19 protein-coding genes and 6 pseudogenes are annotated in these 24962 nt (G+C 69.7%); 15 read left to right on the top strand and 10 right to left on the bottom strand.

The features are described from left to right. Positions 1 to 214 precede the first annotated feature (214 nt). Positions 215 to 1519 carry an NAD(P)/FAD-dependent oxidoreductase gene (locus tag ACZ3IC_RS07395; RefSeq protein WP_467413520.1) on the top strand — a complete coding sequence of 435 codons (1305 nt, stop codon included), beginning with the start codon at positions 215 to 217 and terminating at the stop codon, positions 1517 to 1519. Positions 1520 to 1690: 171 nt separating this feature from the next. On the opposite strand, the gene ACZ3IC_RS07390 is transcribed toward ACZ3IC_RS07395, so the two are convergent. Then, positions 1691 to 3502, bottom strand: coding sequence for a regulator (locus tag ACZ3IC_RS07390; RefSeq protein WP_467413518.1), 1812 nt, complete (start codon positions 3500 to 3502; stop codon positions 1691 to 1693). 261 nt (positions 3503 to 3763) lie between these two features. Between ACZ3IC_RS07390 and lipB the strand changes: the two genes are divergently transcribed. From lipB to ACZ3IC_RS07370, 4 genes are all read left to right on the top strand, one after another. Continuing rightward, positions 3764 to 4576 carry a lipoyl(octanoyl) transferase LipB gene (gene lipB, locus ACZ3IC_RS07385; protein WP_467413517.1) on the top strand — a complete coding sequence of 271 codons (813 nt, stop codon included), beginning with the start codon at positions 3764 to 3766 and terminating at the stop codon, positions 4574 to 4576. 132 nt (positions 4577 to 4708) lie between these two features. Beyond that, a complete protein-coding gene (gene lipA, locus ACZ3IC_RS07380; RefSeq protein ID WP_467413514.1) occupies positions 4709 to 5668 on the top strand; it encodes a lipoyl synthase in 960 nt (319 codons plus the stop codon). A gap of 328 nt (positions 5669 to 5996) precedes the next feature. After that, positions 5997 to 6197, top strand: coding sequence for an SCO2195 family GlnR-regulated protein (locus ACZ3IC_RS07375; protein WP_114244165.1), 201 nt, complete (start codon positions 5997 to 5999; stop codon positions 6195 to 6197). A 20-nt stretch (positions 6198 to 6217) separates the two neighbouring features. Continuing rightward, entirely contained in the window at positions 6218 to 6925 is a 708-nt protein-coding gene (locus tag ACZ3IC_RS07370) for a DUF4191 domain-containing protein (RefSeq protein ID WP_467413511.1), read from the top strand. Positions 6926 to 7024: 99 nt separating this feature from the next. On the opposite strand, the gene ACZ3IC_RS07365 is transcribed toward ACZ3IC_RS07370, so the two are convergent. Beyond that, positions 7025 to 7492 carry an RDD family protein gene (locus ACZ3IC_RS07365; RefSeq protein ID WP_467413509.1) on the bottom strand — a complete coding sequence of 156 codons (468 nt, stop codon included), beginning with the start codon at positions 7490 to 7492 and terminating at the stop codon, positions 7025 to 7027. A gap of 254 nt (positions 7493 to 7746) precedes the next feature. On the opposite strand from ACZ3IC_RS07365, the gene glnA reads away from it, so the two are divergent. Beyond that, a complete protein-coding gene (glnA, locus tag ACZ3IC_RS07360; protein ID WP_467413507.1) occupies positions 7747 to 9156 on the top strand; it encodes a type I glutamate--ammonia ligase in 1410 nt (469 codons plus the stop codon). 344 nt (positions 9157 to 9500) lie between these two features. Here glnA and ACZ3IC_RS07355 read toward each other — a convergent pair whose 3' ends face one another. Next, the gene (locus tag ACZ3IC_RS07355) at positions 9501 to 9701 is read right to left on the bottom strand and encodes a hypothetical protein (RefSeq protein ID WP_467413505.1); all 201 of its coding nucleotides are present in this window, start codon (positions 9699 to 9701) and stop codon (positions 9501 to 9503) included. A gap of 880 nt (positions 9702 to 10581) precedes the next feature. After that, complete coding sequence (locus ACZ3IC_RS07350) at positions 10582 to 10872, bottom strand: hypothetical protein (protein ID WP_467413503.1); 291 nt, start codon at positions 10870 to 10872, stop codon at positions 10582 to 10584. A 619-nt stretch (positions 10873 to 11491) separates the two neighbouring features. On the opposite strand from ACZ3IC_RS07350, the gene ACZ3IC_RS07345 reads away from it, so the two are divergent. Beyond that, positions 11492 to 12433: a helix-turn-helix transcriptional regulator gene (locus ACZ3IC_RS07345; RefSeq protein ID WP_467413501.1), complete on the top strand. Its 942-nt coding sequence runs from the start codon at positions 11492 to 11494 to the stop codon at positions 12431 to 12433. A 152-nt stretch (positions 12434 to 12585) separates the two neighbouring features. Here the strand turns inward: ACZ3IC_RS07345 and ACZ3IC_RS07340 are convergent, their stop codons facing one another. Next, positions 12586 to 13071, bottom strand: a complete 486-nt coding sequence (locus ACZ3IC_RS07340; RefSeq protein ID WP_467413500.1) for a hypothetical protein — start codon at positions 13069 to 13071, stop codon at positions 12586 to 12588. Between the two features lie 220 nt (positions 13072 to 13291). Next, positions 13292 to 13561, bottom strand: coding sequence for a hypothetical protein (locus tag ACZ3IC_RS07335; RefSeq protein ID WP_467413498.1), 270 nt, complete (start codon positions 13559 to 13561; stop codon positions 13292 to 13294). Positions 13562 to 13691: 130 nt separating this feature from the next. On the opposite strand from ACZ3IC_RS07335, the gene ACZ3IC_RS07330 reads away from it, so the two are divergent. Then, positions 13692 to 14051 carry an arsenate reductase family protein gene (locus tag ACZ3IC_RS07330; RefSeq protein ID WP_467413496.1) on the top strand — a complete coding sequence of 120 codons (360 nt, stop codon included), beginning with the start codon at positions 13692 to 13694 and terminating at the stop codon, positions 14049 to 14051. A 58-nt stretch (positions 14052 to 14109) separates the two neighbouring features. Here the strand turns inward: ACZ3IC_RS07330 and ACZ3IC_RS07325 are convergent, their stop codons facing one another. Beyond that, complete coding sequence (locus ACZ3IC_RS07325) at positions 14110 to 15021, bottom strand: Gfo/Idh/MocA family protein (RefSeq protein ID WP_467413495.1); 912 nt, start codon at positions 15019 to 15021, stop codon at positions 14110 to 14112. 209 nt (positions 15022 to 15230) lie between these two features. Here ACZ3IC_RS07325 and ACZ3IC_RS07320 point away from each other — a divergent pair, with 209 nt between their 5' ends. The 4 genes and pseudogenes from ACZ3IC_RS07320 to ACZ3IC_RS07305 form a co-directional block, all read left to right on the top strand. Then, positions 15231 to 16721 carry a hypothetical protein gene (locus tag ACZ3IC_RS07320; protein WP_467413493.1) on the top strand — a complete coding sequence of 497 codons (1491 nt, stop codon included), beginning with the start codon at positions 15231 to 15233 and terminating at the stop codon, positions 16719 to 16721. Beyond that, on the top strand, positions 16718 to 17851 hold the full coding sequence (locus ACZ3IC_RS07315; RefSeq protein ID WP_467413490.1) for an ARPP-2 domain-containing protein: 1134 nt from the start codon (positions 16718 to 16720) through the stop codon (positions 17849 to 17851). The genes ACZ3IC_RS07320 and ACZ3IC_RS07315 overlap by 4 nt, the downstream gene beginning before the upstream one ends. Before the next feature lie 207 nt (positions 17852 to 18058). Beyond that, positions 18059 to 18796 (top strand): annotated as a pseudogene (locus tag ACZ3IC_RS07310) (IS200/IS605 family accessory protein TnpB-related protein); the annotation flags it as partial. Between the two features lie 181 nt (positions 18797 to 18977). Continuing rightward, a pseudogene (locus ACZ3IC_RS07305) lies at positions 18978 to 19395 on the top strand (winged helix-turn-helix domain-containing protein); the annotation flags it as partial. 112 nt (positions 19396 to 19507) lie between these two features. Here ACZ3IC_RS07305 and ACZ3IC_RS07300 read toward each other — a convergent pair. Next, positions 19508 to 20716, bottom strand: a pseudogene (locus tag ACZ3IC_RS07300) (MMPL family transporter); the annotation flags it as partial. A gap of 536 nt (positions 20717 to 21252) precedes the next feature. Here ACZ3IC_RS07300 and ACZ3IC_RS07295 point away from each other — a divergent pair. The 3 pseudogenes from ACZ3IC_RS07295 to ACZ3IC_RS07285 all read left to right on the top strand — a co-directional run. Beyond that, positions 21253 to 21722, top strand: a pseudogene (locus ACZ3IC_RS07295) (sensor histidine kinase); the annotation flags it as partial. Next, positions 21719 to 21844 (top strand): annotated as a pseudogene (locus tag ACZ3IC_RS07290) (carboxymuconolactone decarboxylase family protein); the annotation flags it as partial. The pseudogenes ACZ3IC_RS07295 and ACZ3IC_RS07290, both read left to right, overlap by 4 nt. Before the next feature lie 156 nt (positions 21845 to 22000). Beyond that, positions 22001 to 22288, top strand: a pseudogene (locus ACZ3IC_RS07285) (TetR family transcriptional regulator); the annotation flags it as partial. A 12-nt stretch (positions 22289 to 22300) separates the two neighbouring features. Here ACZ3IC_RS07285 and ACZ3IC_RS07280 read toward each other — a convergent pair. Both ACZ3IC_RS07280 and ACZ3IC_RS07275 read right to left on the bottom strand, forming a co-directional pair. Further along, positions 22301 to 22651 carry a 5-carboxymethyl-2-hydroxymuconate Delta-isomerase gene (locus ACZ3IC_RS07280; protein WP_467413489.1) on the bottom strand — a complete coding sequence of 117 codons (351 nt, stop codon included), beginning with the start codon at positions 22649 to 22651 and terminating at the stop codon, positions 22301 to 22303. Between the two features lie 133 nt (positions 22652 to 22784). Beyond that, positions 22785 to 24821: an ATP-binding protein gene (locus ACZ3IC_RS07275; RefSeq protein WP_467413487.1), complete on the bottom strand. Its 2037-nt coding sequence runs from the start codon at positions 24819 to 24821 to the stop codon at positions 22785 to 22787. Between the last annotated feature and the right edge of the window lie 141 nt (positions 24822 to 24962).

Here is a 24962-nt window from a genome sequence, read left to right as displayed (position 1 = left end):
TCACCAGCACACGCCGGACCGCGCCGTGCGCAGCCCCGGCCCGCACAACCTCCGCACATTCGGACGAATATGCGACCCCGTGCAACGGTGCCCCCGGCGCGCGCGACTGCGCCCGCACCGGGCCACCTCCTAGCCTCCTTGCGAACTCGGGCATTCCGGGGGCCTGTCGGGGGCAAGAGCCTCCCAGCAGTTGCGCCGACTCGGGGAGGGGCACGTGCTCAGCTCGGCACACCACGCGGACGTCGTCATCATCGGGGCCGGGATCGCCGGTCTGTCAGCCGCGCACCAACTGACCAGCGCAGGGGTAAGTGTCAGCGTCCTGGAGGCCGGCCCCCGCGTCGGCGGCCGGATGACCACCGCCGACGTGGACGGCTTCCGGCTCGACCACATCGGCCCACTGCTCAGCACCTCGTACCCGGAGCTCCGCCGGATGCCCGCCCTCGAAGGGCTTGTACTGCGCAACTTCGCCCCGGGGGTGCTCATCCACAGCGAGGGCCGTCAGTACCGGACCGGCGATGCACGGGGCGCACGGGGCGCATTCAAGGCGGCGCGCGCCCTCGCAAGCGCCCCCCGTCCGCCGATGGGCGGGCCGATCGACCAGGCCCGGCTGGGCGCCGCCCTGGCCCGGCTCGCCGCCACCCCGGCGTCCCGCATCCTGGCCCGGCCGGAACAGACCACGCTCGCCGCCCTGTCCCACCGCGGCCTGACCTCCCGCACGGTCAACGGCTTCCTTCGCCCACTGCTCTCCGCGCTCCTCAGCGACCCGGAGCTGACCACGTCCAGCCGGTGCGCCGACCTCGCCCTGCGCGGCTACGCGCGCGGCAGGCTGTGCGTACCCGAGGGCGGTTCGGGAAAGCTGCCCGAACTGCTCGCGGCCGCGCTGCCGCCCGGCACCGTGCGGACGGGTGTACATGTCACGGCCGCCGACATCACCTCGGTCCGCACCAAGGAGCACGGAGAACTGAGATGCCGTTCGCTCCTGTTGGCGACCGGAGCGAGCGCCGCGGCCGAACTGCTGCCCGGTCTACGGGTGCCGCCCTTCCATCCGGTGACGGTCCTGCACCACACCGCCCCCGCTCCCCCGCCGACCGGCGCCTCGCTGCTGCTGGACGCCGACCGCTCGGGCCCCGTCGCACACACCGCGGTGATGAGCGCGGTCGACCCCTCGCGCGCGCCACACGGCCGCACCCTGATCAGCTCGACGGTGCTCGGCACCCCGCCACCCGATCTGGACCGCACGGTCCGCACCCATCTCGCCGCCCTGTACGGCACCCCCACCGACGACTGGGAACTGCTGGCCGCCCACCACGACCCGGAGGCGGTCCCCGCCATGCCGGCCCCGCACGATCTGCGCCGCCCGGTCCGGCTGCTCGCCGGGCTGTATGTGTGCGGCGACCACCGCGACACCAGCACGGTCCAGAGCGCCCTGTTCTCGGGCCGCCGCGCGGCGCACGCCGTCCTCGGCGATCTGGGCATCCGGCCCGGCCACCTGGAGGCGGAGCTGCGCGAAGCGGCCTGAGTCCGCCCGCTCGCATCCTGCCCGGGTCAAGCCGATCCCGCCCCCCGCCGGACGGGCCGGACTCCCGGGCCCCGCGAAGGTCCGGACCGGTCGCTCCCGGTCCGGGCCACCACCCGTGCTGCCGCGCGAAAGAGTCACGCGGAGGAGTCACCCGTGGTCACGCCGGAGAGATCACCCGAGGGCCGCGACCCGTTCGCGGTATCCCCGTACCGCGGCAGCGTCCCGGTACGGCTCCAGACGGCGCTCGAAGTCCCGTACGTACTCTGTCGCCCGTACCGACCGCATCTCCGCGGCCTGCTGTGCGGCCTCGGCGCCGAGCAGGCACGCCTGGTCGAGCTCGCCGAGCCCGAGCCGTGCGGAGGCCAGCACCACCCGGCAGAACAGTCGGCTGCGGGCATACGCCGGGGCGCGCAGCTGGAGGGAGCGCTCGGCGTGCTGCGCCGCGGCCCGGTACTGCTGCAGATCCCGGTGGCAGTGCCCGAACTCGTCGGCGAGCTGGGCCTCGTCGAAGTACCGCGCCCAGTGCGGCACCTCGTCCCCTGGGCGGGCGATCTCCAGTGCGCGTTCCGCCCGCGCCAGAGAGGCGGTGCAGGGCCTGGCCTCGCCGAGGACCCCGTGACCACGTGCCTCGACGGCGTGCAGCAGGGCCTGGACGACGGGCGGCGCCGACGATCCGATGCCCTGCTGGGCTACGCGGGCCAGCTGTACGGCTTCCCTGCCGTGCCCGAGGTAGACCGCCTGCCGGCTCATGGTGATCAGGACGTAGCTGCCGTACGCGCGGTCCCCCGCGGCCTGGGCGAGCCTCAGCGCCTGGACGAAGTACCGCTGGGCCAGGCCGTGGGCCGCGATGTCGTACGAGGTCCAGCCCGCCAGCCGGGTCAGATCGGCGGCGGCGGAGAAGAGCAGGCGCCCGGTGGCCTCCCCGTATGTCCCGCGCAGCATCGGTTCCGTCTCGTGCTCCAGATACCGGACGAGGGCCTGCCGGGCGTGGCCGCCGCCGTAGGCGTTGTCGAGGGCGCGGAAGAGTTCGCCGACCGAACGCAGGGCGGCGACGTCACCGCCGCTGACCCGCTGGCCGGGGCCGCGGTCGATCTGCCGCTGCCGGGGGACGCCGGGGGCGCCCGACAGCCCTGTTCCCAGGGAGGCGGGAGCGGTCGGGGGTGTGGGGGATCCGGGTGGCGCGGAGGGTCCGGAAGGCCGGGAGGGTACGGGCCCGCGGGCCCCGTTGCGGCTACCGGCGCCAGCCGTCCCCGTACCGGTGTGCCCACTGCCGGTGGGCCGGTACGACCCGTGCGACCCGTGCAATCCCTGTGCCCCGGGCAGCCCGAGCCCACCAGCGGGACCACCGGACCGAGCAGGACCACCGGCTTCGGCGGCCCCCACAGTCCCGGCGGCCCCGAAAGCCCCACCGTCCCCGACAGCCCTGCCGAACCCACCGTCCGTGTGGGCCCCGCCACCGGTCACCTGGGCACCACCGCCCGCACGGGCCCCACCGGCCCCGCCCTGCACCGGTGGTGAGGACTCGCTCCCCCGCCCCACCCACTCGTCGGCCCGGCCGATCAGCCAGTCCCTGCTGGGGACGACGAGCCCGGCCGGGGTAAAGGCGATCTTTCGCAGCTCCGCATGGCTGCCCGAGTCCTTCCGCCACAGTCCGCTGACGATGTCTACCGCCTCGGCGGGCGTCGCCGCGAACTCCAGGCCCGCGTAGACGGGGGCGCATGCGTCGAGGCCGAGGTCCTGTGCGGAGAGGCGGCGCCCGAGCCGCCGGGTGAAGACCTCGGCGATCAGCGCGGGGGTGGTCCCGCGCGGCTGCTGGCCACGCAGCCAGCGGGTCACGGAGGTCTTGTCGTACCGCAGGTCGAGGCCGTGTTCCAGGCCGAGTTGGTCCACTCTGCGGGCGAGGCCGGCGTTGGAGAAACCGGCCTCGGTGATGAGCGAGGCGAGTCGGCGGTTGGGGGTGCGCTGCGGAGGTCGTTCCGACATCAGCTGTACGGTCTCCTGCCTTCGGGGCCGGGCGGGCAGCCCTAATGGAACGGCGTGAATTTAGCGGCCTCTGCGGCGGTCGCAGCCGCCTTCGCTTCACTTTCATCCGATCGTGTGAGGATTGGGGGTGGCGCTGACGGGAACGACCTGCTGGGCCACCGCCCGGAGTCCGGTCGTACAGTGGCTCGGGGCTGATTCAGTGCATGGTGGCGTGGCTCGGGGCCCCCGGCTCCCACCACCGCGAGTAGGGAGGCATCTGTCGTGGCTGAGCTTCGGTTCGTCCGGCTGGGATTCGGCGCGGAAGCCGTCGACTACCAGGAGGCCTGGCAGAAGCAGCGCGAGGTGCACGCCGCCAGATTCGAGGACACCGTCCCGGACACCTGTCTGCTGCTGGAACACCCGCCCGTCTACACGGCGGGGCGGCGCACGACCGACAGTGAGCGCCCGCTGGACGGCACCCCGGTCATCGATGTGGACCGCGGCGGGAAGATCACCTGGCACGGTCCCGGACAGCTGGTCGGCTACCCGATCCAGAAGCTGCCCCGCCCGGTGGATGTCGTCGCGCATGTCCGCCGGCTGGAGGACGCGCTGATCCGCACGGCCGCCGAATTCGGTCTGGGGACCTCCCGGGTCGAGGGCCGCAGCGGGGTCTGGGTCCTCGGCGACCCGGTCGAGGACCGTCCGTCGATCGGCGGCCTCTCCCTCGACTTCGACCCTCGGCTGCAGGACGAGGAGTTCGACCCGCGGCTGAACGGACCCGAGTACGCCCCCTCCAACGCCGGGCAGCGCCGCGAGGACCGCAAGCTGGCGGCGATCGGCATCCGGGTGGCCAAGGGCGTGACCATGCACGGCTTCTCGCTCAATGTGAACCCGGACAACACCTGGTTCGACCGCATCGTGCCGTGCGGGATCCGGGACGCGGGCGTCACGTCACTCGCGTACGAACTGGGTCGCGACATCGCAATCGCGGAGGTGCTCCCGGTCGTCGAGAAGCACCTCAAGGACGTCCTGGAGAACGCGGATCTCGCCCCGCGCACCATCGAGCGCCCGTCGGATGCCGTGGCCACGACATGACAGTCTGGACCCCCGGCAGGGAATAGGCCCTGTCGGCCAGAGGTTGGCCAGACGTAAAGCCGTTTGAACTACGGGCGTACCCTGGTGTTCGCCGAAGAATCCAATGCAGTGAAAGCAAAGGGGAGTGCCGGAGTGTCCGCTGTCGCACCCGACGGGCGCAAGATGCTGCGCCTTGAGGTCCGGAACAGCCAGACCCCCATCGAGCGCAAGCCCGAGTGGATCAAAACCCGGGCGAAGATGGGCCCCGAGTACAACCAGCTGCAGAAGCTCGTGAAGAGCGAGGGTCTGCATACGGTGTGCCAGGAGGCCGGCTGCCCCAACATCTTCGAGTGCTGGGAGGACCGCGAGGCCACGTTCCTCATCGGCGGCGACCAGTGCACCCGGCGCTGTGACTTCTGCCAGATCGACACGGGCAAGCCGCAGGCGCTGGACCTGGACGAGCCCCGCAGGGTCGGCGAGTCCGTCGTCACGATGGACCTGAACTACGCCACCATCACCGGCGTCGCTCGCGACGACCTGGAGGACGGCGGCGCCTGGCTGTACGCGGAGACCGTGCGCCAGATCCACGCGCTGACCGCCCAGCGGGAGGCCGGCCGCACCAAGGTCGAGCTGCTGATCCCCGACTTCAACGCGGTGCCCGAGCAGCTCGCCGAGGTCTTCTCCTCGCGCCCCGAGGTGCTCGCGCACAACGTCGAGACGGTGCCGCGGATCTTCAAGCGGATCCGCCCCGGTTTCCGTTACGAGCGCTCCCTGGAAGTCATCACTCGGGCCCGCGAGGCCGGCCTGGTGACCAAGTCCAACCTGATCCTCGGCATGGGCGAGACCCGCGAGGAAGTCAGCGAGGCACTCCAGGATCTGTACGACGCGGGTTGCGAGCTCATCACGATCACGCAGTACCTGCGGCCGTCCGTGCGCCACCACCCGGTCGAGCGCTGGGTGAAGCCGCAGGAGTTCGTGGAGCTGAAGGAGGAGGCCGACGAGATCGGCTACTCCGGCGTGATGTCCGGGCCGCTGGTCCGCTCCTCGTACCGTGCGGGCCGCCTTTTCCAGCAGGCGATCGAGCGTCGCGCCGCAGCGGCGCCCGCTGTGTGAATCCGAGCACAAGAAGCTACCGAGCGGTAATGGGATTCGATGCGGCCCCTACGCTCCCCGCAGGTCGGGGGCGCGTATGGGCCGCGTCAGCGTGCGCGGCGCCGATATCAAGGTTTCATTGGTGTTTGACCGACCGGTCATGCGCTGGTAACACCAGGCGTTGACGCTGGGTGCACACGGTGCAGTAGCTCTCCGGGCCGCTGCCACCCCTGCTTCCCGCACCCAGCCCACGCCACCCACTTCGCGCAACGCAGTCCCGGGTAGCTCAGCCCGGGCAGCTGAGTCCACGCAACTCAGTCCGCACATCCGCTCCGAGGAGATTTCCACGATGCAGGCCGTGCCGGTACGCGCCACCGCCATCCCTTCCGTCACCGATGCTCTCCGTGCCGTCGAGTCGCTGCTGCTGAGCAGCGGCCAGCGCACCGCCCGCCGCAACGCCTGGACGGCCGTCCTGGAGGACCGGCGCCGGGCAAAGGACCGGGTCGAGACCGAGTACGTACTGGAGGCCGCGGCCGACCACCGTTCCTAGGCCACGTAAACTTCTGTTTCATGGCGAGGAAGGCAAAAACTGAAGGCGCGAACAGCGCCGAGAACGCGGGGCGGCTCAAGCAGATCGCCCTGACCTACAAGATGACCCGGCGGACCGACCCCAAGATCGGTCTTGTCGTCGCGGGTGTGGGAATCGTCACCTTCGGTGTCTTCCTCGCGGTCGGTTTTCTGATCGACCACCCGATCTACCTGGGCATCCTGGGCTTCGTGCTGGCCCTCCTCGCGATGGCGATCGTCTTCGGACGGCGTGCCGAGCACGCAGCCTTCGGACAGATGGAGGGACAGCCGGGCGCCGCAGCGGCGGTGCTGGACCGGGTGGGCCGTGGCTGGACCACAACTCCCGCGGTCGCGATGAACCGCAGCCAGGACGTCGTCCACCGTGCCGTGGGCAAGGCGGGCATCGTGCTGGTCGGCGAGGGCAACCCGAACCGGGTGAAGCTGCTCCTCGCAGCCGAGAAGAAGAAGATGACGCGCATCCTGGTCGACGCACCGGTGCACGACATCATCGTCGGCAACGACGAGGGCCAGGTGCCGCTCAAGAAGGTGCGCACCACGATGCTGAAGCTGCCGCGCGTCCTGACCGGCCCGCAGGTGACGGCCGCCAACGACCGGCTGCGCGCGATGGGCGACCTGATGAGCAACATGCCGCTGCCCAAGGGGCCGATGCCCAAGGGCATGCGGATGCCGCGGGGCGGGAAGATGCGCTGACGCTTGCGCCGTACGCAGGAAGAGGGCGGGTTGCGAACCGATTCGGTTCGCAACCCGCCCTCTTCATCGTTTCGCCCTCGGCATTCCGCGCTTCTTGGCTCAGATACGGACCTGAACGGCACGGGCCAGCCGGTCGTGCAGGCCGCGGCTGTCGCGGTCCCAGACCAGGGCCGGGACCGCCAGGCACAGCAGCACGCTCCGGACGATCGTCCGCCCGAAAGTGAGCCGTCCACCGCTCTCGGCGACGACCCTGATGCCCATGAGGCGCTTGCCGGGCGTGCAGCCGATGGTCCCGACGGTGAGCACACTCAGTACGAGAAAGATGCCGAGCGCCCAGTTTCCGGCCGTTTGCTGGTCACCTTGAGCGAACAACCCGTATGCGATCAGCATGCACAGGGCCCAGTCGATGAAGAGCGCACCGAAGCGCCGGCCGAGCGGCGCCACGGATCCCGGCCCGTGCTCGGGCAGCCCGAGCCGCTTGCCCCGGTGACCGAAGTCGACGCCCATCTCCTCGGCGGCCGCGCGCGGGCCGGAGAGCCACGATCCGATTGCTTGCCTCTTGTCCACCCGACCACGGTACTGCGCCCGCCCGCGCCCCTTGCCGGGCGGGGGGCCGCTGCGGGCTTCCGGGCGACCCGGACAAGGGCCTGGGACCGGCCACGAGGTGCCGCCCACCCCCGGCTCGATTAACTTCTGCGAAACAAATGGGTCATGATTGAGAAATCCGGTCTACCTATGGTCGGGTCCAGCGTGTGCCACTGCACTGGCCGCACCACGAGCTACAACCCCGTCCCTCCCGGGCCGGGAGTAGGAGGAGTTGGATGTTCCAGAACGCCGACGACGCGAAGAAATACATCGCCGACGAAGACGTCAAGTTCATCGATGTCCGGTTCTGCGACCTGCCCGGTGTGATGCAGCACGTCACCGTACCGGCGGCGACCTTCGACCCGGCCGACGAGCTTGCCTTCGACGGCTCGTCGATCCGCGGCTTCCAGGCCATCCACGAGTCCGACATGGCGCTGCGCGCAGACCTGTCGACCGCCCGCGTCGACCCGTTCCGCCGCGACAAGACCATCAACATCAACTTCTTCATCCACGACCCGATCACCGGCGAGCAGTACAGCCGTGACCCGCGGAACGTGGCCAGGAAGGCCGAGGCGTACCTCGCCTCCACCGGCATCGCCGACACCGCGTACTTCGGTCCCGAGGCAGAGTTCTACGTCTTCGACAACGTCCGTTTCCAGACCTCGGCGAACGAGAGCTTCTACCACATCGACTCCGAGGCCGGCGCCTGGAACACCGGGTCGGAGGTGAACAACCGCGGCTACAAGGTCCGCTACAAGGGCGGCTATTTCCCGGTCCCGCCGGTCGACCACTTCGCCGACCTGCGCGCCGAGATGTCCCTGGAGCTGGAAAAGAGCGGCCTCCAGATCGAGCGCCAGCACCATGAGGTCGGCACCGCCGGCCAGGCGGAGATCAACTACAAGTTCAACACGCTGCTCGCCGCGGCCGACGACCTGATGCTCTTCAAGTACATCGTGAAGAACGTCGCCTGGCGCAATGGCAAGACCGCTACCTTCATGCCGAAGCCGATCTTCGGCGACAACGGCTCGGGCATGCACGTCCACCAGTCCCTGTGGGCCGGCGGCGACCCGCTGTTCTACGACGAGCAGGGCTACGCGGGCCTCTCGGACACCGCCCGCTACTACATCGGCGGCATCCTCAGGCACGCCCCGTCACTGCTGGCCTTCACCAACCCGACGGTGAACTCGTACCACCGCCTGGTCCCGGGCTTCGAGGCCCCGGTCAACATGGTGTACTCGCAGCGCAACCGCTCCGCCGCGATGCGTATCCCGATCACGGGCTCCAACCCGAAGGCCAAGCGCGTCGAGTTCCGCGCCCCGGACCCGTCGTCCAACCCGTACCTCGCCTTCTCCGCTCTGCTGATGGCAGGCCTCGACGGCATCAAGAACAAGATCGAGCCCGCCGAGCCGATCGACAAGGACCTGTACGAGCTCGCTCCCGAGGAGCACGCGAACGTCCAGCAGGTCCCGACCTCGCTTCCGGCCGTCCTGGATGCGCTGGAGGCGGACAACGAGTACCTGCAGGCCGGCGGCGTCTTCACGTCCGACCTGATCGAGACGTGGATCGACTTCAAGCGCACCAACGAGATCGCCCCGATCCAGCTGCGCCCGCACCCGCACGAGTTCGAGCTGTACTTCGACCTCTGAGCAGCGGGGTCGGGCAACCTGGGCACAAGCTCTACAAACAAGCCGTGATCCGCGAAAACTCTTCTCAGGAGTTCTCGCTGTCACCGCTTGCTCTCCGCTCCGTTGTGCACCAAGTGCGCACCGCCCGACCGATTCACTGACTTGATGTCAGAGGCAAGCCGACGCGGGCCGCTACCCCATGGTCGGGGCAGCGGCCCGCGCCGACTTGTCCCGGCCCTGCGCAAAGGCGTCGATCTCGGTCATGAGCAGCAGCCACCGGCGACCGGGCCTACGCCGGTGTCGGTTGGTGCTGTGCAGCAGGTACCGCTCTTCCGTCTGGCCAGGAGTTGACGATTCGGCTGGAATCATCCCTGCCCGGAAACGGCCGCAGTCACCCCGAACAGGCTCTCCAGCTCGGCGACCGTGTCGTCCTCGTCCTTCGCGAGGAAGGTGGCGATACCGAGCGCCTCGCCAAACTCACTGCCGAAACCCGCAGGTTCTTCCGCAGACGCCAACGCCAGCCGCACATCGTGCGCGGCTAATTCGACGGCCCGCACGTCCGTCACGTCCTGGACGAGAAACCATTGAGTTTCTGACCAATATCAGTCCTGCCGCATTACGGGATACTCCACTGATTGGGCGTCCACCCAATTGAACAGGGGGGTACGGAATGGACCGCCCTCCCGAGGGTCGGGGCCAGGCTTCTCTTCAACTGCCACACCCCCTGTAGAAAGCCCGCTCACGCCGTAAAGACATCCTGGACGCGAAATGCGTCTTCCCCCGACTTCACAGCCGCACGAGAGGAGCCTGACACTGCCACTCCTAGGATAGGTGGTCTCTTGTTGCCTATCAGCCCTCATGCGACGCTTTTCTCTGCACGGACCCATCACAAAGGGGAATGTCATGCAAGGAAAGAAGCAAATTGTCGCACTGCTCGGCCTTCCGCTGGGCGCCTCTTGCCTGCTGCTCACGGGCAGCCCCGCGCAGGCCGCCGAGGCCACGGCCTCGGCCGCGCCCAGCGCATCCTGTTCGACAATCGCCATTGCGCCACCCAACCCCTTTGGCAACATCGTGGGCGAGGGATTCGTGGAGAACGAACCGGTTCGAGTCTCCGCGGACGGGCAAGCGATCGGCCTCCCCACAGCGACCACTGCCAACGGCATAGCCACGCTCAACGGCGTGAATTTGTCGGCCAAGAACTACTCCTTCCAGGGCCAGACCTCGGGCAGGATTGCCAACTGCGTTGGTATGCCGTCCGGGCCCACAATCCCGCCTGAACAACAGCCCCCGGTAGTTGCTATACGGGCAGCTGGGTACAACGACGGGAAGGCGGACGGTGTGAGCACGTGCCTGGCGGGGCGTGCCGTGACCACGGCGCTTGAGCTCCAGCAAGGTGCCAAGACGGAAGAGTACTTCGCCGGTTACCGGGCAGGCCAAGCGGACGCGCTACTCCTCAGTGCCTGCGTGAATAGGCCCACGACCCAGCCCGGCCAGGGTCAGCAGGGTCAGGGCCAGGGCCAGCAGGGTCAGGGCCGGGGCCAGCAGGGTCAGGGCCAGGGCCAGGGCCAGCAGGGTCAGGGCCAGGTTCAGGGCCAGGGCCAGCAGGGCCAGGGCCAGGGCCAGGTTCAGGGCCAGGGCCAGCAGGGCCAGGGCCAGGGCCAGGGCCAGGGCCAGGGCCAGGGCCAGGGCCAGGGCCAGGGCCAGCAGGGTCAGGGTAACCGCCGCTAGCCTCATCAACCCCGCGAAGGGTCCGTCAGCTCGCTGCCGGACCCTTTGTGGTGTGCGCGAGTACTGGGCCGGCCTCACCATGGGGCCGGCTGCGTAGAAAAGTCTCCACGGTCAGAGGGACTGACACAACTCGATCTCGCAAACAGCAGCGAGGGCCGCTGCCCCACGCCTCGAAGCAGCGGCCCTCGTCACGCTGTCGCTGAGGACCGGCCGAACGGGGGCGGGTACCAGGGGTCAAGCGCCCCAGGGCGGCACGGTGTCCGCCAGACAGCCCGTTTGGACGGCCCGCTGCTGTTGTTGTTGCTACTACTGCCGCAGCGGCCGGGGGTGGGGCGCCGAACGCTTCCCCCGGCGAAACCCGCTGGGAACGCCGGAGAAGCGACGAGCAATGGGCTGAGCCGGGCAAGGTACTGCTTGCCACCGCATGACTTTCTCTCTTCAGCAACCGGAACAAAAGACAGGTGTTCACCCTTGAACGGGTCCTTTCTCAGCACCTCGTACGGCCGAACACCGCTGCCAGCAGCAACATCACGCGTGAAAGAGCGAGAATCCAGAAACCGACTATCCTCGGAGTAGAGGTCCCAGGTAATAACCATCCGCAATAGTCGCCCAGCAAAGGGAACAACGGATGAATTACGACCCACGGCGAGCAGAGCTCGCGGACTTCCTCAAAACACGACGGCTGGCCCTTCAACCTGAAGAGGTCGGCCTTCCATCGCGAACATCACGGCGAACCCCGGGCCTGCGACGGGAAGACGTCGCCGACCTGGCGGGCATCAGCGCCTGCTGGTACGCCCGCCTTGAACAGGCTCGGAACATCAGGGTCTCCGACCAGGTCCTCAATTCGTTGGCCAAAGCCCTTCGCCTCAGCACCGAAGAGCGCGACTATCTGCTCGTTCTGGCGAACAAGGACGCCCGTTCAAGCGTGAGCGTTCCTGCGGACGGTGTGTCTCCGGCTGTCCAGCGCATCCTGGACAGCCAGCATCCGCATCCGGCACTCGCTCTCGGTCCCCGTTTCAACATTCTGGCCTGGAACCAGGCCAGAACCGACGTCTACGGCGACCTCGCCAAAATCCCTCCTGAGCACCGCCACATGCTGTGGCTGTTCTTCGGCGGCTATCTGCGTGAACTGATTCAGAACTGGGAACCGAGCGCCCGATCCGTACTGGCCAAGTTCCGCGCGGCCACTGGATCGTACGTCCACGAACCATGGTTCACCACGCTGGTCGGCGAACTGAGCCAGAACAGCCCGGAGTTCTGCAGTTGGTGGCAGCAGCACGAAATCGACAGGCGCCACGTCACCGCTCGGGAATTGAAGCACCCTTCTGCCGGCCGAATGGTGCTGGAGGAAAGCGCGCTCATTGTCGACGACTGCTCGGATCAGCGGATCATTCTCGAGATCCCGCAACCCGGCACCGGCACCGAGAGCAAGTTGACGGCGCTTTCCTGCCGGTCCCACCGGGTGCAGGATCCGCCGTGGCACGTGCTTCGGAGCCCTGCCTCACAGGAACAGAGGCCGGCCTCACGGAAACAGCCGGCCTCACGGAAACAGCGGAACAACCACTACTGACGTCGCTGTCGCGTCGGTGCCGAGCCGAGGCTTCACCCGGGCGACAAGGGGTGCCTGCCGATGAACGCCGGCGCGATGGCGACGATCGTTCCGCCCATGGAACAGCAGGGTAACCACCCTGCTGTTGAAAGCAGTTGTGGTGCAATCTGCGATCAGTGCCGCAGAGCCCTTCCCACCTCGGCCTTGATGTCGCCCAACAGTTTGCGGTTGCTGCGGGCCGTGGCGTCCTTGGATGCCTTCGGACCGACGTCGTCGACCGTGACCACCACCGTGTCGAGCAGATTGCCGTTCGGGTCGCGGAAGTTGATCTGCACGGCGTACGACTTCGTCGAGTCGGCGCTGTTCGTCACAGTGACCTTCGCGGTGACGCGGCCGTCGCGATCGGTGCTCGGTGCGCCCAGCTTGACGTCGCTCTTGGCGTTCACGCCGTTCTTGAAACCGGCCAGCTTCTCCCCCGCGGCGGCTGTCGCCGAGGCCACCACATCGGCGCCCCTGGATACCACCGACGCCGCGGCGGACGCGGCCTCGGACGTCGCGCTGGAGGCGTTGCCCCCGCCGTCGGAACAGGCGGCGGCCGTCGACATCACGGCAGTCGTCAGCAGTACGGCCCACAGACCTCGCGCGGCTCTCCTCGTCATCGTGCCTCCCAGCACTCGCCCGTCACCCATCGCCCCAGTCAAAGCGGCGGCGGGCGGGAGCGCATGCCGTGTACACCGAACGGGTGATGGGCCGGGTTGGTGCGGAGGTCGTACGTCCGGGAGCGGCTGCTATGTGCGTACGTGCCTGTGCCCCCGGGGTTCCGGGGGCACAGGCTTCGGGTTACGTGAGCAGTCGATCGTCAGCCGCCGGCCGGCACCGTCAGCGGCCGTAGCGGATCAGGGCGCGGACCATGCGGCAGGTCGTGTCGGACGGCGGGTGGATGCCGATGCGCTCGGCAGTCGTACGTATCTTGTAGTCGGTCGCGGTCGACGGGTAGTAGACGCCCGCGTCGAGCAGGGCGATCGCCAGGCGCATGGCCTTCAGGCGGCGATTGTGGGAGACGTACCACTCGCGGGGCCGGCCCGCGGGGAGCGGCTTCTTCGGCAGGGGCTTGTGGAGCGGCTTGGTCGTGACTGCGGCAACGGCCATGGGCAACCTCCTGGCACCGTCGTGAAACCCTCACGAACTACCTCTATTTTACGGCCCACCACTGACAATCGTCGCTGGCCGGACGGGCTTTCGCGGCGCCCATCCCGTTCTCTCCCGTACGGTTGACGCCATGGAGATCTGGATCAATCCCGCCTGTTCCAAGTGCCGCAGCGCGGTGACGCTGCTCGATGCGGAGGGTGCCGAGTACACCGTCCGTCGCTATCTGGAGGATGTGCCGTCGCCGGACGAGATCCGGGCCGTGCTCGACCGGCTCGGGCTGGAGCCGTGGGACATCACACGGACGCAGGAAACGGACGCGAAGGAGCTCGGGCTCAAGGAGTGGCCGCGCGAGGCCGGTTCGCGGGAGCGGTGGATCTCGGCGCTCGCAGAGCATCCGAAGCTGATCCAGCGGCCGATCATCACGGCGGACGACGGGACCGCCGTCGTGGCACGTACGGACGAGGCGGTACGGGACGCCATGGAGCGCTGAGCACCCCGCGCACACACCGCCGCCTCGCCGCCCGGGCCTCGCCCGCCATGCCCGCCCCCTACGCCCCCGCCTGCTTCTCCGCCTCGGCCAGCAGTTCCGTCAGGCGCAGGCCGAACCGGATGTCGCAGGGGTGCGGCTCCCCTGTGCGTACCGAATCGATCAGCGCGTCCACCGCTGCCCGGAAGGAACCGGCCGCATCGGACCACCGCGGGAGTGTGGCGGTTCCCTCCTCGCCTCTGAGCTCGATCTCCGTGACGACCGCGCCCACCGGGGCACCCAGTGCGAGCGTCACCGTGCTGGACGCGCCGGAGGTGTGGCGGAGGATCAGGTGAGTGGTGTCGGACGGGCCGTGGGCCGCGGTCAGTTGCGTCACGTCGCCCAGAACCGGGATCAGGACCGACAGGACGTGCGGGCCGACGTCCCACAGGCCGCCCTTCTCGCGGCGCCAGGGCGAGGCTGCGTACTCGCTGGTCGTACCGGGGGTGAACAGTGCTCCGATCCACTCGGCGCGGGCGGTGAACCAGCCGTTCAGGGCTGCCTGTTCGGCGATCCAGGCGGACGTCTCGGCCGCGAACCGCAGGGTGCAGAAGACGACGGAGGCGACGCCGGTCTGCTCTGCGGCACGGGCGACCTCGCGGGCTGCCGCGACGTTGGTCGCCACCGGCTTGTCCATCAGCAGATGGCGGCCGGTGGCCGCGGCGCGGGCGGCGAGCGGGGCCTGGACGTCCGGCGGCACGGCGAACGCGATGGCGTCGCTGGCCGCGAAGAGCTCGTCGATGCCGGCCTCGTCGGAGTACGCCGTGGTGCCGTGGGCGGCGGCCAGCGCGTTCGCAGCCTCGGGACGGCGGCCCCACACACCACTCAGTACGACGCCGGGGTGGGCGGCGAGTGCGGGGGCCTGGGTGTTCCGGGCCCAGGGACCCGTACCGACGAGGCCGATACGCAGGGGGGTCGGGGAAAGTGTCGTCATGGGGCAAGTCTGCCGGGTTCGCCGGGCCGGTCCCGTATTGAGTTGGCGCAGAGTGGGCGTCAGTGGCTACGTTTGCGGTGCCGGCCGCGGGACTCCGGCGCGACTTCCGGGACTTGCCTCTGAAGCAGTGATTTCGCTGTTCGCGCCTCCATTCCCCGGCCGGCGCTCCGCCCCTGCGTACGGCGGCGCGTGACACCACGGGGGAAACCATGACGGCCAGCACCGAGACCACTCGCGCCGGGACCGGTGCCGACCTCGTCGCGGCCGAGGACGTACTCCTCTTCGTCAACGCGGCGATCACCGCGACCGGGCAGCGTGAGTTCCGCTCGACGGCATATCAGCAGCGGCTTTCGCTGGACTTCCTCCATGAGTACGTACGGGTCAACTACCGCCGGGTGTACGCCGCCGCGCTCGCCCTCGACATCAACGACCACAACGCCGTGCGCATCGTCCAGGGCCTGCTGGAGAGCGCCGCCGACGCGACCGCCGTGGAGAAGCGCACCGAGGGCCGGCTGATCGCCGCCCGGCTGGCACAGCTGCCGCCGCAGCGCGTGTACCGGCTGTTCCGGGCGTTGCGCGGGGCCAAGGTGAACAACCGCCGCACCCGCGCGATCATGCGCGACTGGCTGGCCGCCCGGCCGGATCCGGCGCACGACGCCGTGAAGTACCGCGCCGGTCTGAAGACCGCCGCCCGCCACGTCCACCTCCGGTTCGACGGGCCCGGTGAGCCGGGCGAGACCGGGGACTTCCTGTTCCGGCCGGCGCGGCGGCCGCGCTACCGGCACCAGCTGCTCGACGCGTGGCGGCGCGCCCACTACGAGCAGGGTGCCGTCGACGAGCTGCCGTTCACCGTCGCCGAGGGCTTCGCCGCCCGGCACGGGATGAAGCGCGAGGTGTTCCTGGAGCGGATGGTGCCCCGGATGACCCGCCTGGAACGGTTGCGGACCCAGGGGCAGCGCAGTGCCGGAAACGATGTGCGGCTGCCCACGGATGTCGATCTGACGGTGATGCCGCTGACCCGGCTCGCCCTGTACGTCCTGTCGCTCGGGTTCGAGGTGCGGGGGCTCCACCGCAAGGAGCTGACCCATGCCCTGCGGACCGCCGCCCGCCGAGCGGCGGGCCCGCACGCCGGGCGCTGGGGCCGGGTGGCTGCCGTGCTGGACGACAGCTACTCGTCGTCCGGGTCGGGCGAGAAGCGGCGCCGTCCGCTGGCCGTGGCGCTGGCCTGCCACTTCCTGCTGGAGGCGCTGGCCGCGCCGGGCGCGTACATCCCGCTGTGGACCTCGGGCGGCACCGATCCGCTGCTGGTCAGGCCCTGGGGCCCGACCCCGCTCGGCACTCGCGTACTGGACGCCCTGGAGCACAACCCGGACCGGCTGGTCATCGTCTCGGACGGCTGGGACAACGCGCCGCCCGGACTCGCGGGCGAGGTACTGCGGGTGTGGCGGACCCGGTTCGATCCGAACCGGCGAACTGCTGTGGTGCATGTGAACCCCGTATACGACGCGGACGGTTTCGATGTGCGGCGCCTCGCGCAGGGCGTGCCCACGGCCGGGATCCGGGACGCGGAGGACCTGCCGGCGCTGGTGGAGATCGCGCAGTTCGCCGAGGGACGCACGGGCCCCGCGGCCCTGTACGCCTATCTGGACCGGCAGGTGGCACGTTTCGTGAGTGGGGAGAAGGCGGGAGCCGCAGCGTGAACAGGCTTGAACTGGCCGGGCTCGCCGCCCGCCCCGCCCAGGTGTGGGGCGGCATCCGGCTGGTGCCGCTGGTGCGTGAGCAGCCGGTCGAGGGGCTTCGGCTGCACCGGGAGATCTACACGGGTTACGGGAACGGTGTCGTGGACGTCGGTCCGCGCACGCACTACACCTCGTACATCCCGCACGGCTTCGTCGCCGACTGGTCCGGCGAGGGCGCCCGGTCCGCCGCGTACGGTACGCAGCTGGGCGCGGGCACCTCGCCCGGGAACCCGCCGCCCCGGACCGCACGGCTCCAGCGCAACCGCCACCACCGCATGGCCAAGCGGCAGCCGGGCGACCGGCTGCGCTTCCTGCCGCTGCACCTCGCGATGGAGGGCTATCTCGCCCTGCACTTCGGTGGCCCCGCGATCGCCTGGGAGGAGTGGTCGCGGCAGGCGCTGCGCGACGGGCTCTCGCCGCGTGCCGAGGACGCGTACATGGGGTGGTCGGTGCGCGGGCTCGGCGACGCGCTGCGGGCCTTCGAGATCCATCCCGACCAGTGCGGGGTGATGGTGTACGCGGCCGATGCGCTCGCCGCCGCCTTCGTTCTGCCGCACCCGGACGACTACCGTCTGCTGCACCCTTCGCTCGTACAAGACCTGTACGGGGAACTGGTCCACCAGTACGCGCTGTACGGCGCGCCGGTGGCAGAGTTCGCGGCGCGGATTTCCGATGGACCGCATCTGCGGACGCTCGCCGGTCTCAGGGCGGCGGCGCGGGCGCAGGAGCGGGAGTGGGCCGAGGCACACGACACCCTGTTCGCACGTGAGCTGCTGGACACCTCGTACGCCTTCGACCGGGTGTACCGGATGGGCTCGTTCACACTGTGGCGGTTCCTGCCGCCGTTTCTGCGCAATGGCGAGGGTCGGCACATCGGTGAGACGATCACCGATCACAAGGGGCAGGTCGCGTATCTGAAGACGTTCCGGCTGTCCGAGGCCCAGATCAGGCGCGGTCATCTGCTGCACCGGCTCTCCGACGCGGACTGGCGGCTCGCGCAGGCGGCCGTGGCGCTGGGCACCACCGAGGAGGAACTGGTGCGCCGGATCCGTGCCGCCGGTTTCGAGTCGCTGCTCAGGTCCCGCGCATGAAGGGTCGCTGCTCAGGGCCCGCGCACAGCGCAGGAAACCTCGGTAACACGGGGTTGTGAGCTGCTGTCGGTTTACTGAGCTGGAGTCCGTTGTGGTGAGCGGGAGTGAGTCCTGTCGGCGGGTTCGCGGGGTGGGAACGGTAGTTCTGGGGCCGAATGGGCGACCTTGGCGGCTGTTGCTCGTTGGGCTGGGTGGCAGGTGCTCGGCATGGTGGGGGGTGTTGTGGTGGGTGGTGTGCGGGAGGTGGCCGCGCCCTTTGTGGTGCCGGGGCCTTGCGGGGTGGCGGTCCGGGGCCGTCTGAAGCACCTCACCCCGCAGGACGAGAAGGTTCTGCGTGCGGTCGGGGAGCATCAGGGCGCGCTGGCGTCCCGTGACCTCAGGGCCCGTTGTGCGGATGGTCTGGAGCACAGCGCGGACACCTGGGCGTCGCGCAAGCGGGGCCTGACGCCGCTGTCGTCGTCGCGGATCGCGGGTGCGATCACCAAGGCCACGCACGATCAGTGGGCGCTGGCGCGCCGTTGTCAGGCCGCGCACATCCAGACGCTGGAATCCGGGATCAGGACGCTGCGGCACCGCCTGTCCCTCCCGATCGGGGAACCCGGGACGAAGCGGGCTGCGGGCGGCTACCGCTCCAGGGGCGAGTGGTTCCACAAGTCCCGCCGCCTCGCCGCACTGGAGGCACGGCATGCGGCCGTTGTCGCCGACCGGCAGGCCGGACGGGTGCGGGTGGTACGGGGCGGCAGACGTCTCCTCAACACCCGCCACCACCTCACCCAGGCCCAGCTCACCGAAGGGCAATGGCGGGAACGCCGGGAGGCGGAACGCTGGTTCATCGCCGCCGACGGCGAGTCCGGGAAACGGTTCGGGAACGAGACGATCCGCTTCACCCCGGACGGCGAGGTCAGCATCAAACTGCCTGCCCCGCTCGCGCACCTGGCCAACGCCCAGCCACCGCTGTCCACACCGAACCCGGAAGGCCCTCACTCGTTCAAGAACATCCGACCGTGATCACTGTCACCAACCTCCGTGGACAGAACACCTAAAGCCGCTCACCCGGCCTTCGGTCCGCGCGCACGCAAGCAAGTCCGTCCATCGACGACTCCTTCGCGCGAAAGAGCTGACCCTCATGGCGAACACTCGTACCTTCTCCGCCGCAGCCGCTGCCAACTCGGCGCCTTCGGCTACCGCTGCGGCCACCACCTCCGCCCGCTCCCTCTCCCCCAACCGCCACCGGCTGCGCGCCGTCGACCCCGATGAGGTCGTCCAGCTGGCCGATGTGGCCGAGTTCCTGCCGCCGGGTGCCACCTGGTTGCCCGCACCCCAGCACACCGTTCCGGCGCTGCCGGGCCGGCCGCCGGTGATCGGCTACCTGGTGCCCGTACCGGCCGATCAGCAGCCGGCCATCACTGCGGCTGCCGCCGCCCAGTACGTGGTGCCGACGCCGGTGGAGCACCCGGCCACCGCGGGTCCGGTACGCATCGACCGAGCGCACCGCCGCGGTGGACGGGAAGACGCTCGACCTCACCTTCCTGAGCGAGCAGCTCGAACCTGAGAGCGGCCCTGGTCCGGTACGTACCGGACCAGGGCCGCTCTCCCATGCCGGGCGGCCTGTCAGCCCCGCGCCCCCGATCCCACCGGAACCTCGCCCGTCTCCGGCTAGCCGTGCTCCAGGACCGGCAGTCGGGTCAGTCCGCGCGGAGTCCGCCAGTTCCGCTCCCCCAGCAGCGCCATCACGGAGGGCAGCAGAATCATCCGTACGATCGTGGCATCCAGCAGCACCGCGACAGCGAGGCCGACACCCATCTGCTGCATGTCCTGCATCGACAGCGTCCCGAAGACCGCGAACACCGCGACCATGATCACGGCCGCGCCGGTCACCGCCCCCGCCGTCCGCCGGATGCCCTCATCGATCGCGGCCCGGGTGTGCAGACCGCGGTCGTGGGCCTCACGGATCCGGGAGACCACGAACACGTGGTAGTCCATGGAGAGTCCGAACAGGACGACCAGGACGATGACGTACGAGCGGAAGCAGAACAGCATCAGCAGGAAGGTCATCGCCGTGATGAACGCGAAGACGGGGCCGATGCCGCGCTTCAGCTGGTCGTTGAAGTCGACGGACCCGGCGATCTCCCCGGTCACGTACGCCTGGGCCCCGGTCCCGTCGAACGCGGCGGGCAACCGTTCCTCGCGCAGCTCGGCAAGGCCGGCCTTGCCGTCGGGGAGCGGCACCTCGATCTCCGCGACGTTCTGCGCCTTGTGGACGGTCACCTTGTCGAAGCCGTCGAACGCCTTGCGCAGTGCGGGCGCCTCGATGTCGTCGGCCTTGACCACCACCCGCGCCGGTGCGGGGCCGCCGGGGAAGCTCTCACTGATCTGCCGGTAGGCGACCGACAGCTGCGAGTCGGAGCCGAACTGCTTCTCCAGGCCCAGCTGTTCGGTCTTCATGCCGAGGGCGGGCGCGGCCAGGGCGAGCAGCACGACGGCCGAGGCGACCGCGGAGATCTTCGGCCTGGACAGGACGGGCTTCAGCACCGTGCTGGCGAGCCCGCCACTGATGCGTGCGCGCCGGTTGTCACGTCGGCTCGACCGCCGGTTGAGGAACGGCACACGTCCCGCGTCGATCCGGTCGCCCAGCCAGGACAGCAGCGCGGGCAGCACCGTCACCGAGCCCAGCATCGCGATGAAGACCACGATAATCGTGGCGAGGGCGAAGCCCTTGAACAGCATCAGTCCGGACAGGAACATGCCGGCCATCGCGACCATGACCGTGAGCCCGGAGGCGAGCACGGCCCGGCCGCTGGTCGCCGCCGCGATCCGCAGCGCCGTCTCGGCATCGCGTCCCGCCGCCCGCTCGTCGCGCTCGCGGCCCGCGCCGAATCACCCGCGGCGTTCTCCGAGTCGGACATCTCGACCAGACCGGATGCGCCGCCGATGCCTGTGGCGAGCACGGCGAAGAGCAGCCAGCCGAGAATGGCGGTCTTGCGGTGGTGTGCGCTCCACACACCGATGCGTGCCGCGAGGTTGCGCCTCATGGCGTGTTCGCCCCCAGAATTCAGACGGAATCAGATGGAAGTGGAAGACCTACGAGGAAGTGCGAGGAAGTCGACGTCGAATGCGTCGTCGATGAATCTAGGAAGGGCACGCCACCCGCCCCAGCCGCCGAAGTCCCCTCCCGCGGAGCCGTAGAGCGAGGTCGGCAGGGTGGTGCTGGGTACACCCCGCCCGGGTGGCGAAACGGCTGACGCCCGGGGAGCCCGCCGGGTGAGACTGTCTGCGGACGGGCCCGACACGGGGCCCGGAGAGGGGAGACGGACCGAGATGAACGCGATACGGACCCGGGTACGGGGGGCGCTGCTGGCCGCCAAGCGGGGAGTCGTGCTGTCGATCGCCAGCCTGGCCGGTCGGGCCTGTGGCGGGTGTTCACCGACGACCGATACTGGTACGCGTTCGTTCCGGTCGACAGCCAGGCAACGGGGCTTGCGGCCGCCGCGCTCGGCGTGGTGTTCTTCGCGACGGGCGTGCTGGTCAGTGAACGGCTGCTGCGGCTGCACTTCGTGATCGCCCACTCGGTGCTGGCCCCCACCCATGAGCAGGAGCTGGCCCGGCGCATCGACCGCCTGACCGAGACCGGCACGAGGCCGTGGACACCGCTGCCTCCGAACTGCGGCGCATCGAACGCGACCTGCACGACGGTGCGCAGACCAGGCTGGTCGCCATGGGCATGAACCTGGGCACCGTGGAGGCGCTCATCGAGAAGGATCCGGCGCAGGCGAAGAAACTCCTCGCCATGGCCCGCGAGTCATCGGCCGAAGCCCTCACGGAGCTGCGCGATCTGGTCCGGGGCATCCACCCACCGGTCCTCGCCGAGCGCACGGGTACACCGCCCGCAACGCGCTGGAAGTGGTCCTAGGCATCGGCGCGTACACGATGTCGACGCTGGGCAACCGGATGACCGGGGCGCCACTGGATCCCCAAATGGCAGCCTTCGCCTGAGCCTTGGCCATTCCATCCGGTTTACGGATGGAGCTTCCAACGGGTTCCGCGACCGACTGAACGGACTGCACGCCGGGGTCGTACGGGACGTCATGCTTCTCCCTCGAAGCAGAGGAGTTGAGGATTTCCACGGAACCTTCCGTGCTCGAAGAACTCCCGGCACGAATGGAGTTGGTCGTCCAGTCGTGGGTTTCGCTGGCCGATTCGACGGCGCCGATCTGGCTGGACGGGCGGCGAATTCCGCGCAGGGAACTGGAGATGCAGCTGGTGCACGACTTCGCGGCGCTGGCCGCGGTGAGTGCCGCGTACAACACGGAGACGGCCGGCATCGTGTTACGGGTCTTCGCGCAGGAGCCGGCGGACGGACCGTTCGGGGAGCTGTTGAACCGGCTCTCCGCTCTGGCGCCCGCCGCGCCGGCTGTTCCCGTGCAGCGGCTTCCGTAACGGCGGTACGGCTCAGCGCTTGTGGTAGGACGGGTCCAGATGGCGGGTCTCCGCCGACGCGTGGACGGTGACGCCGTCGACGGGCTTGAGGTGTGCGGTCAGCAGCTCCAGTACGGAATCGGTCAGTTGCGCCTTGATCTCCTCGGTACGGCCGGGCAGCAGGGCGATTGAAATGTGCAGGACCGCGTCGCCGGTGGCCGCGTCGCCCGCCACGAATTCCTCGACGCGGCGGAAGCGGGTCTTGCAGGCGGCGATCTTCGTGGTGACCGTCTTGGCGACCAGCGGGTGCAGGGCGAGTGCGAAACCGCGGCGGTCGAAGCTGTCGTCGAGCTCGGCGGAGTAGTCGACGGTGATCTGCGGCATCAAGCGCTCCTGGGTGCGGGTACAGCGGTTACTGCGGGTACGGACGGTTGTCGGACCTCACATTTACGCAGATCGGCAGGGCCGCACAAGAGGATTCGTTTCTTGATCCGGATGCTCCGGGTGCCCTCAGGCCCTACGTGAGCAGTTCGCCCTGGAGCGCGGCAGCCAGGCCGGCCTCCGCGTTGTCCGCCCGGCCCCTCTCGAAGGCGCGCTGGTAGGCGGCGTCGCCGACGGCCGCGCGGGCCTGGCGTTCGCAGGCCTCGCGCAGGGGGCCCAGTTCCGGGGTGCCGCGTTGCGGGTGGCCGACCATGCGCCAGTAGATCTGCCCCGTGCCGTACACCCGGGCGGCGCGGGCGCCCGCGCCCTGGGCGGCGATCGCCGCGGCCAGGATGTCCAGGCCGAGCGCGATGCCGAAGCGGTCACGGAGGCGGTGTTTGCCCGCGAGCATCGAGCGGGCGTGGGCGGCGGAGGCGTCGGCATCGCCCTGCAGCAGGGCGATCAGGGCAAGTTGGTAGTCGACGTAACTACGGGTCCAGCACTCGTCCTGGGCTTCGCAGGCCTCGCGCAGGACCATGGCCGCCTCCGCCGCCTCGTCCAGCCGCCCCAGGCTGGTCAGGGCGAAGACGGTGATGAGGTGGCAGCGCAGCCGGTAGACCGATTCGAGCGGGGTGGCGGCGCCGGTGGAGCGCAGTACCCGGTCGACCTGGCGCAGGCTCGCCTGGGGGCGGCCGGTCATCACATGGGTGAGGCCGCACAGATAGGCGGCGGCGAGGATGCCCTCGTCGGCCCCGTCGCGGGCCGCCGCCCTGGTGCACTCTCTGCCCAGGCGGCGGGCGGCCGCATAGTCGCCCTGGAGCATGACGGTGATGCCCAGCACCCACAGGGCCCGGGTGCGGTGGGGACCCTCGGTCGGTCCGGTGTCCAGGGCGCGCTGGGCGTATTCGCGGGTCTGCGGCAGATGGCCGCAGCAGCACCAGAAGAATCCGATCCGTCCCGCCATCTCCTGGGCGGCGCCGGTGTCATGGGCCAGCAGGTGGTCGAGGGCTGCGCACAGGTCGGCGTGCGACTCGGCGATGCGGCGGTACCAGATGATCTGGTCGTCGCCGGTCCAGCCCGCGTGGGCGTGGCGGGCCAGGCTGAGGAAGCAGGCGGCGTGCCGGTCGGCGGCGGCCCGCTCCTCGCCGAGTTCGGCGAGCCACATCCGTCCGTACTCGCGGATGGTGTCGAGCATGCGGTGCCGTACGCCGTCCCGTCTGATGACGGACTTGGCGACCAGGCCGTTCAGTGCCTCGGTCACACCGTCCTCGGTGAGCGGCCCTTGGGCGCAGACCTCGCGGGCCGTGGCCTCGTCGAAGTCGCCGCGCAGAACGGTCAGCCGCGCCCAGAGCAGCCGTTCCAGCGGGGTGCACAGCTCATGGCTCCAGCCGATCGCGGTGCGCAGGGTGCGGTGGCGCGGTGGCCAGAGCGAATCGTCGGTCGGTACGTCGAAGCGGGAGCCGATCCGTACGGCGATCTGCTCGACGGTGTCCCGGCCGAGGGCTCCCGCAGCCAGTTCGATGGCGAGCGGAATGCCTTCGAGGCGGCGGCAGATCTCGGCGGCGGCCTCGGCGTTGCCCGGCGTGTCGAGGGCGAGCCCCGGGGCTGCCGCGGCCGCCCGGTCCCGGAACAGGGTCAGTGCGTCGCCCGCGCCCTCGACGGTCAGCGGTTCCACCTCGACGAACTGCTCGCCCTTGATGCCCAAGGGCTGCCGGCTGGTGGCGAGCACGGTGAGGCCGCGTGATGTGGTGAGGATTTCGCCGAGCAGATGCGCGCACGCGGAGCGCAGATGCTCGCACGAGTCGAGAACCAGCAGCAGTTCCTTGTCGACGAGCCATTCGCACAGCGCGTCGATGGGCATGCGCAGGGTGTGATCGGAGAGCCCGACCGCGTCGGAGACGGTCGCGATGAGCAGTCCGTCGTCGTGGAGCGGTGACAGATCCGCCCACCGGACGCCGTCGCGCTGTCCGGCCGTCGCCTGCCGGGCCGCGCGGACGGCGAGCCTGGTCTTGCCGACACCGCCGGTGCCGGTGAGTGTGGTCAGCCGGTGCGTGGCGAGGGTGTGTTCGAGCCTGGCAAGTTCCGCTTTCCGTCCGACAAAGCTCGTTGTCTCCTCGGGGATGTTGCTCGCCATGGTCACCGTCGCTGAAACAGGTGGAACGGCCGGTCCCGGCCCCTGATTCCCGTACGGCACAGGTATGGGAGGACGCCTGGCGTACCGGAAAGGGGCCGGGACCGGCCGGGGGTGGGAGGGCGTGCCCGGGAGTACGGTGCT

This window comes from Streptomyces sp. NPDC002958 (assembly GCF_055563255.1).
This window is presented reverse-complemented; position numbering and strand designations above follow the sequence as displayed.

Bases quoted from the DNA above. Each gene is read 5' to 3' on its own strand.
- ACZ3IC_RS07345 (WP_467413501.1), top strand. From the start codon at position 11,492: ATGAATTACGACCCACGGCGAGCAGAGCTCGCGGACTTCCTCAAAACA.
- ACZ3IC_RS07340 (WP_467413500.1), bottom strand. From the start codon at position 13,071: ATGACGAGGAGAGCCGCGCGAGGTCTGTGGGCCGTACTGCTGACGACT.
- ACZ3IC_RS07375 (WP_114244165.1), top strand. From the start codon at position 5,997: ATGCAGGCCGTGCCGGTACGCGCCACCGCCATCCCTTCCGTCACCGAT.
- glnA (WP_467413507.1), top strand. From the start codon at position 7,747: ATGTTCCAGAACGCCGACGACGCGAAGAAATACATCGCCGACGAAGAC.
- ACZ3IC_RS07320 (WP_467413493.1), top strand. From the start codon at position 15,231: ATGACGGCCAGCACCGAGACCACTCGCGCCGGGACCGGTGCCGACCTC.
- ACZ3IC_RS07275 (WP_467413487.1), bottom strand. From the start codon at position 24,821: ATGGCGAGCAACATCCCCGAGGAGACAACGAGCTTTGTCGGACGGAAA.
- ACZ3IC_RS07335 (WP_467413498.1), bottom strand. From the start codon at position 13,561: ATGGCCGTTGCCGCAGTCACGACCAAGCCGCTCCACAAGCCCCTGCCG.
- ACZ3IC_RS07325 (WP_467413495.1), bottom strand. From the start codon at position 15,021: ATGACGACACTTTCCCCGACCCCCCTGCGTATCGGCCTCGTCGGTACG.
- ACZ3IC_RS07370 (WP_467413511.1), top strand. From the start codon at position 6,218: ATGGCGAGGAAGGCAAAAACTGAAGGCGCGAACAGCGCCGAGAACGCG.
- ACZ3IC_RS07390 (WP_467413518.1), bottom strand. From the start codon at position 3,502: ATGTCGGAACGACCTCCGCAGCGCACCCCCAACCGCCGACTCGCCTCG.
- ACZ3IC_RS07330 (WP_467413496.1), top strand. From the start codon at position 13,692: ATGGAGATCTGGATCAATCCCGCCTGTTCCAAGTGCCGCAGCGCGGTG.
- ACZ3IC_RS07280 (WP_467413489.1), bottom strand. From the start codon at position 22,651: ATGCCGCAGATCACCGTCGACTACTCCGCCGAGCTCGACGACAGCTTC.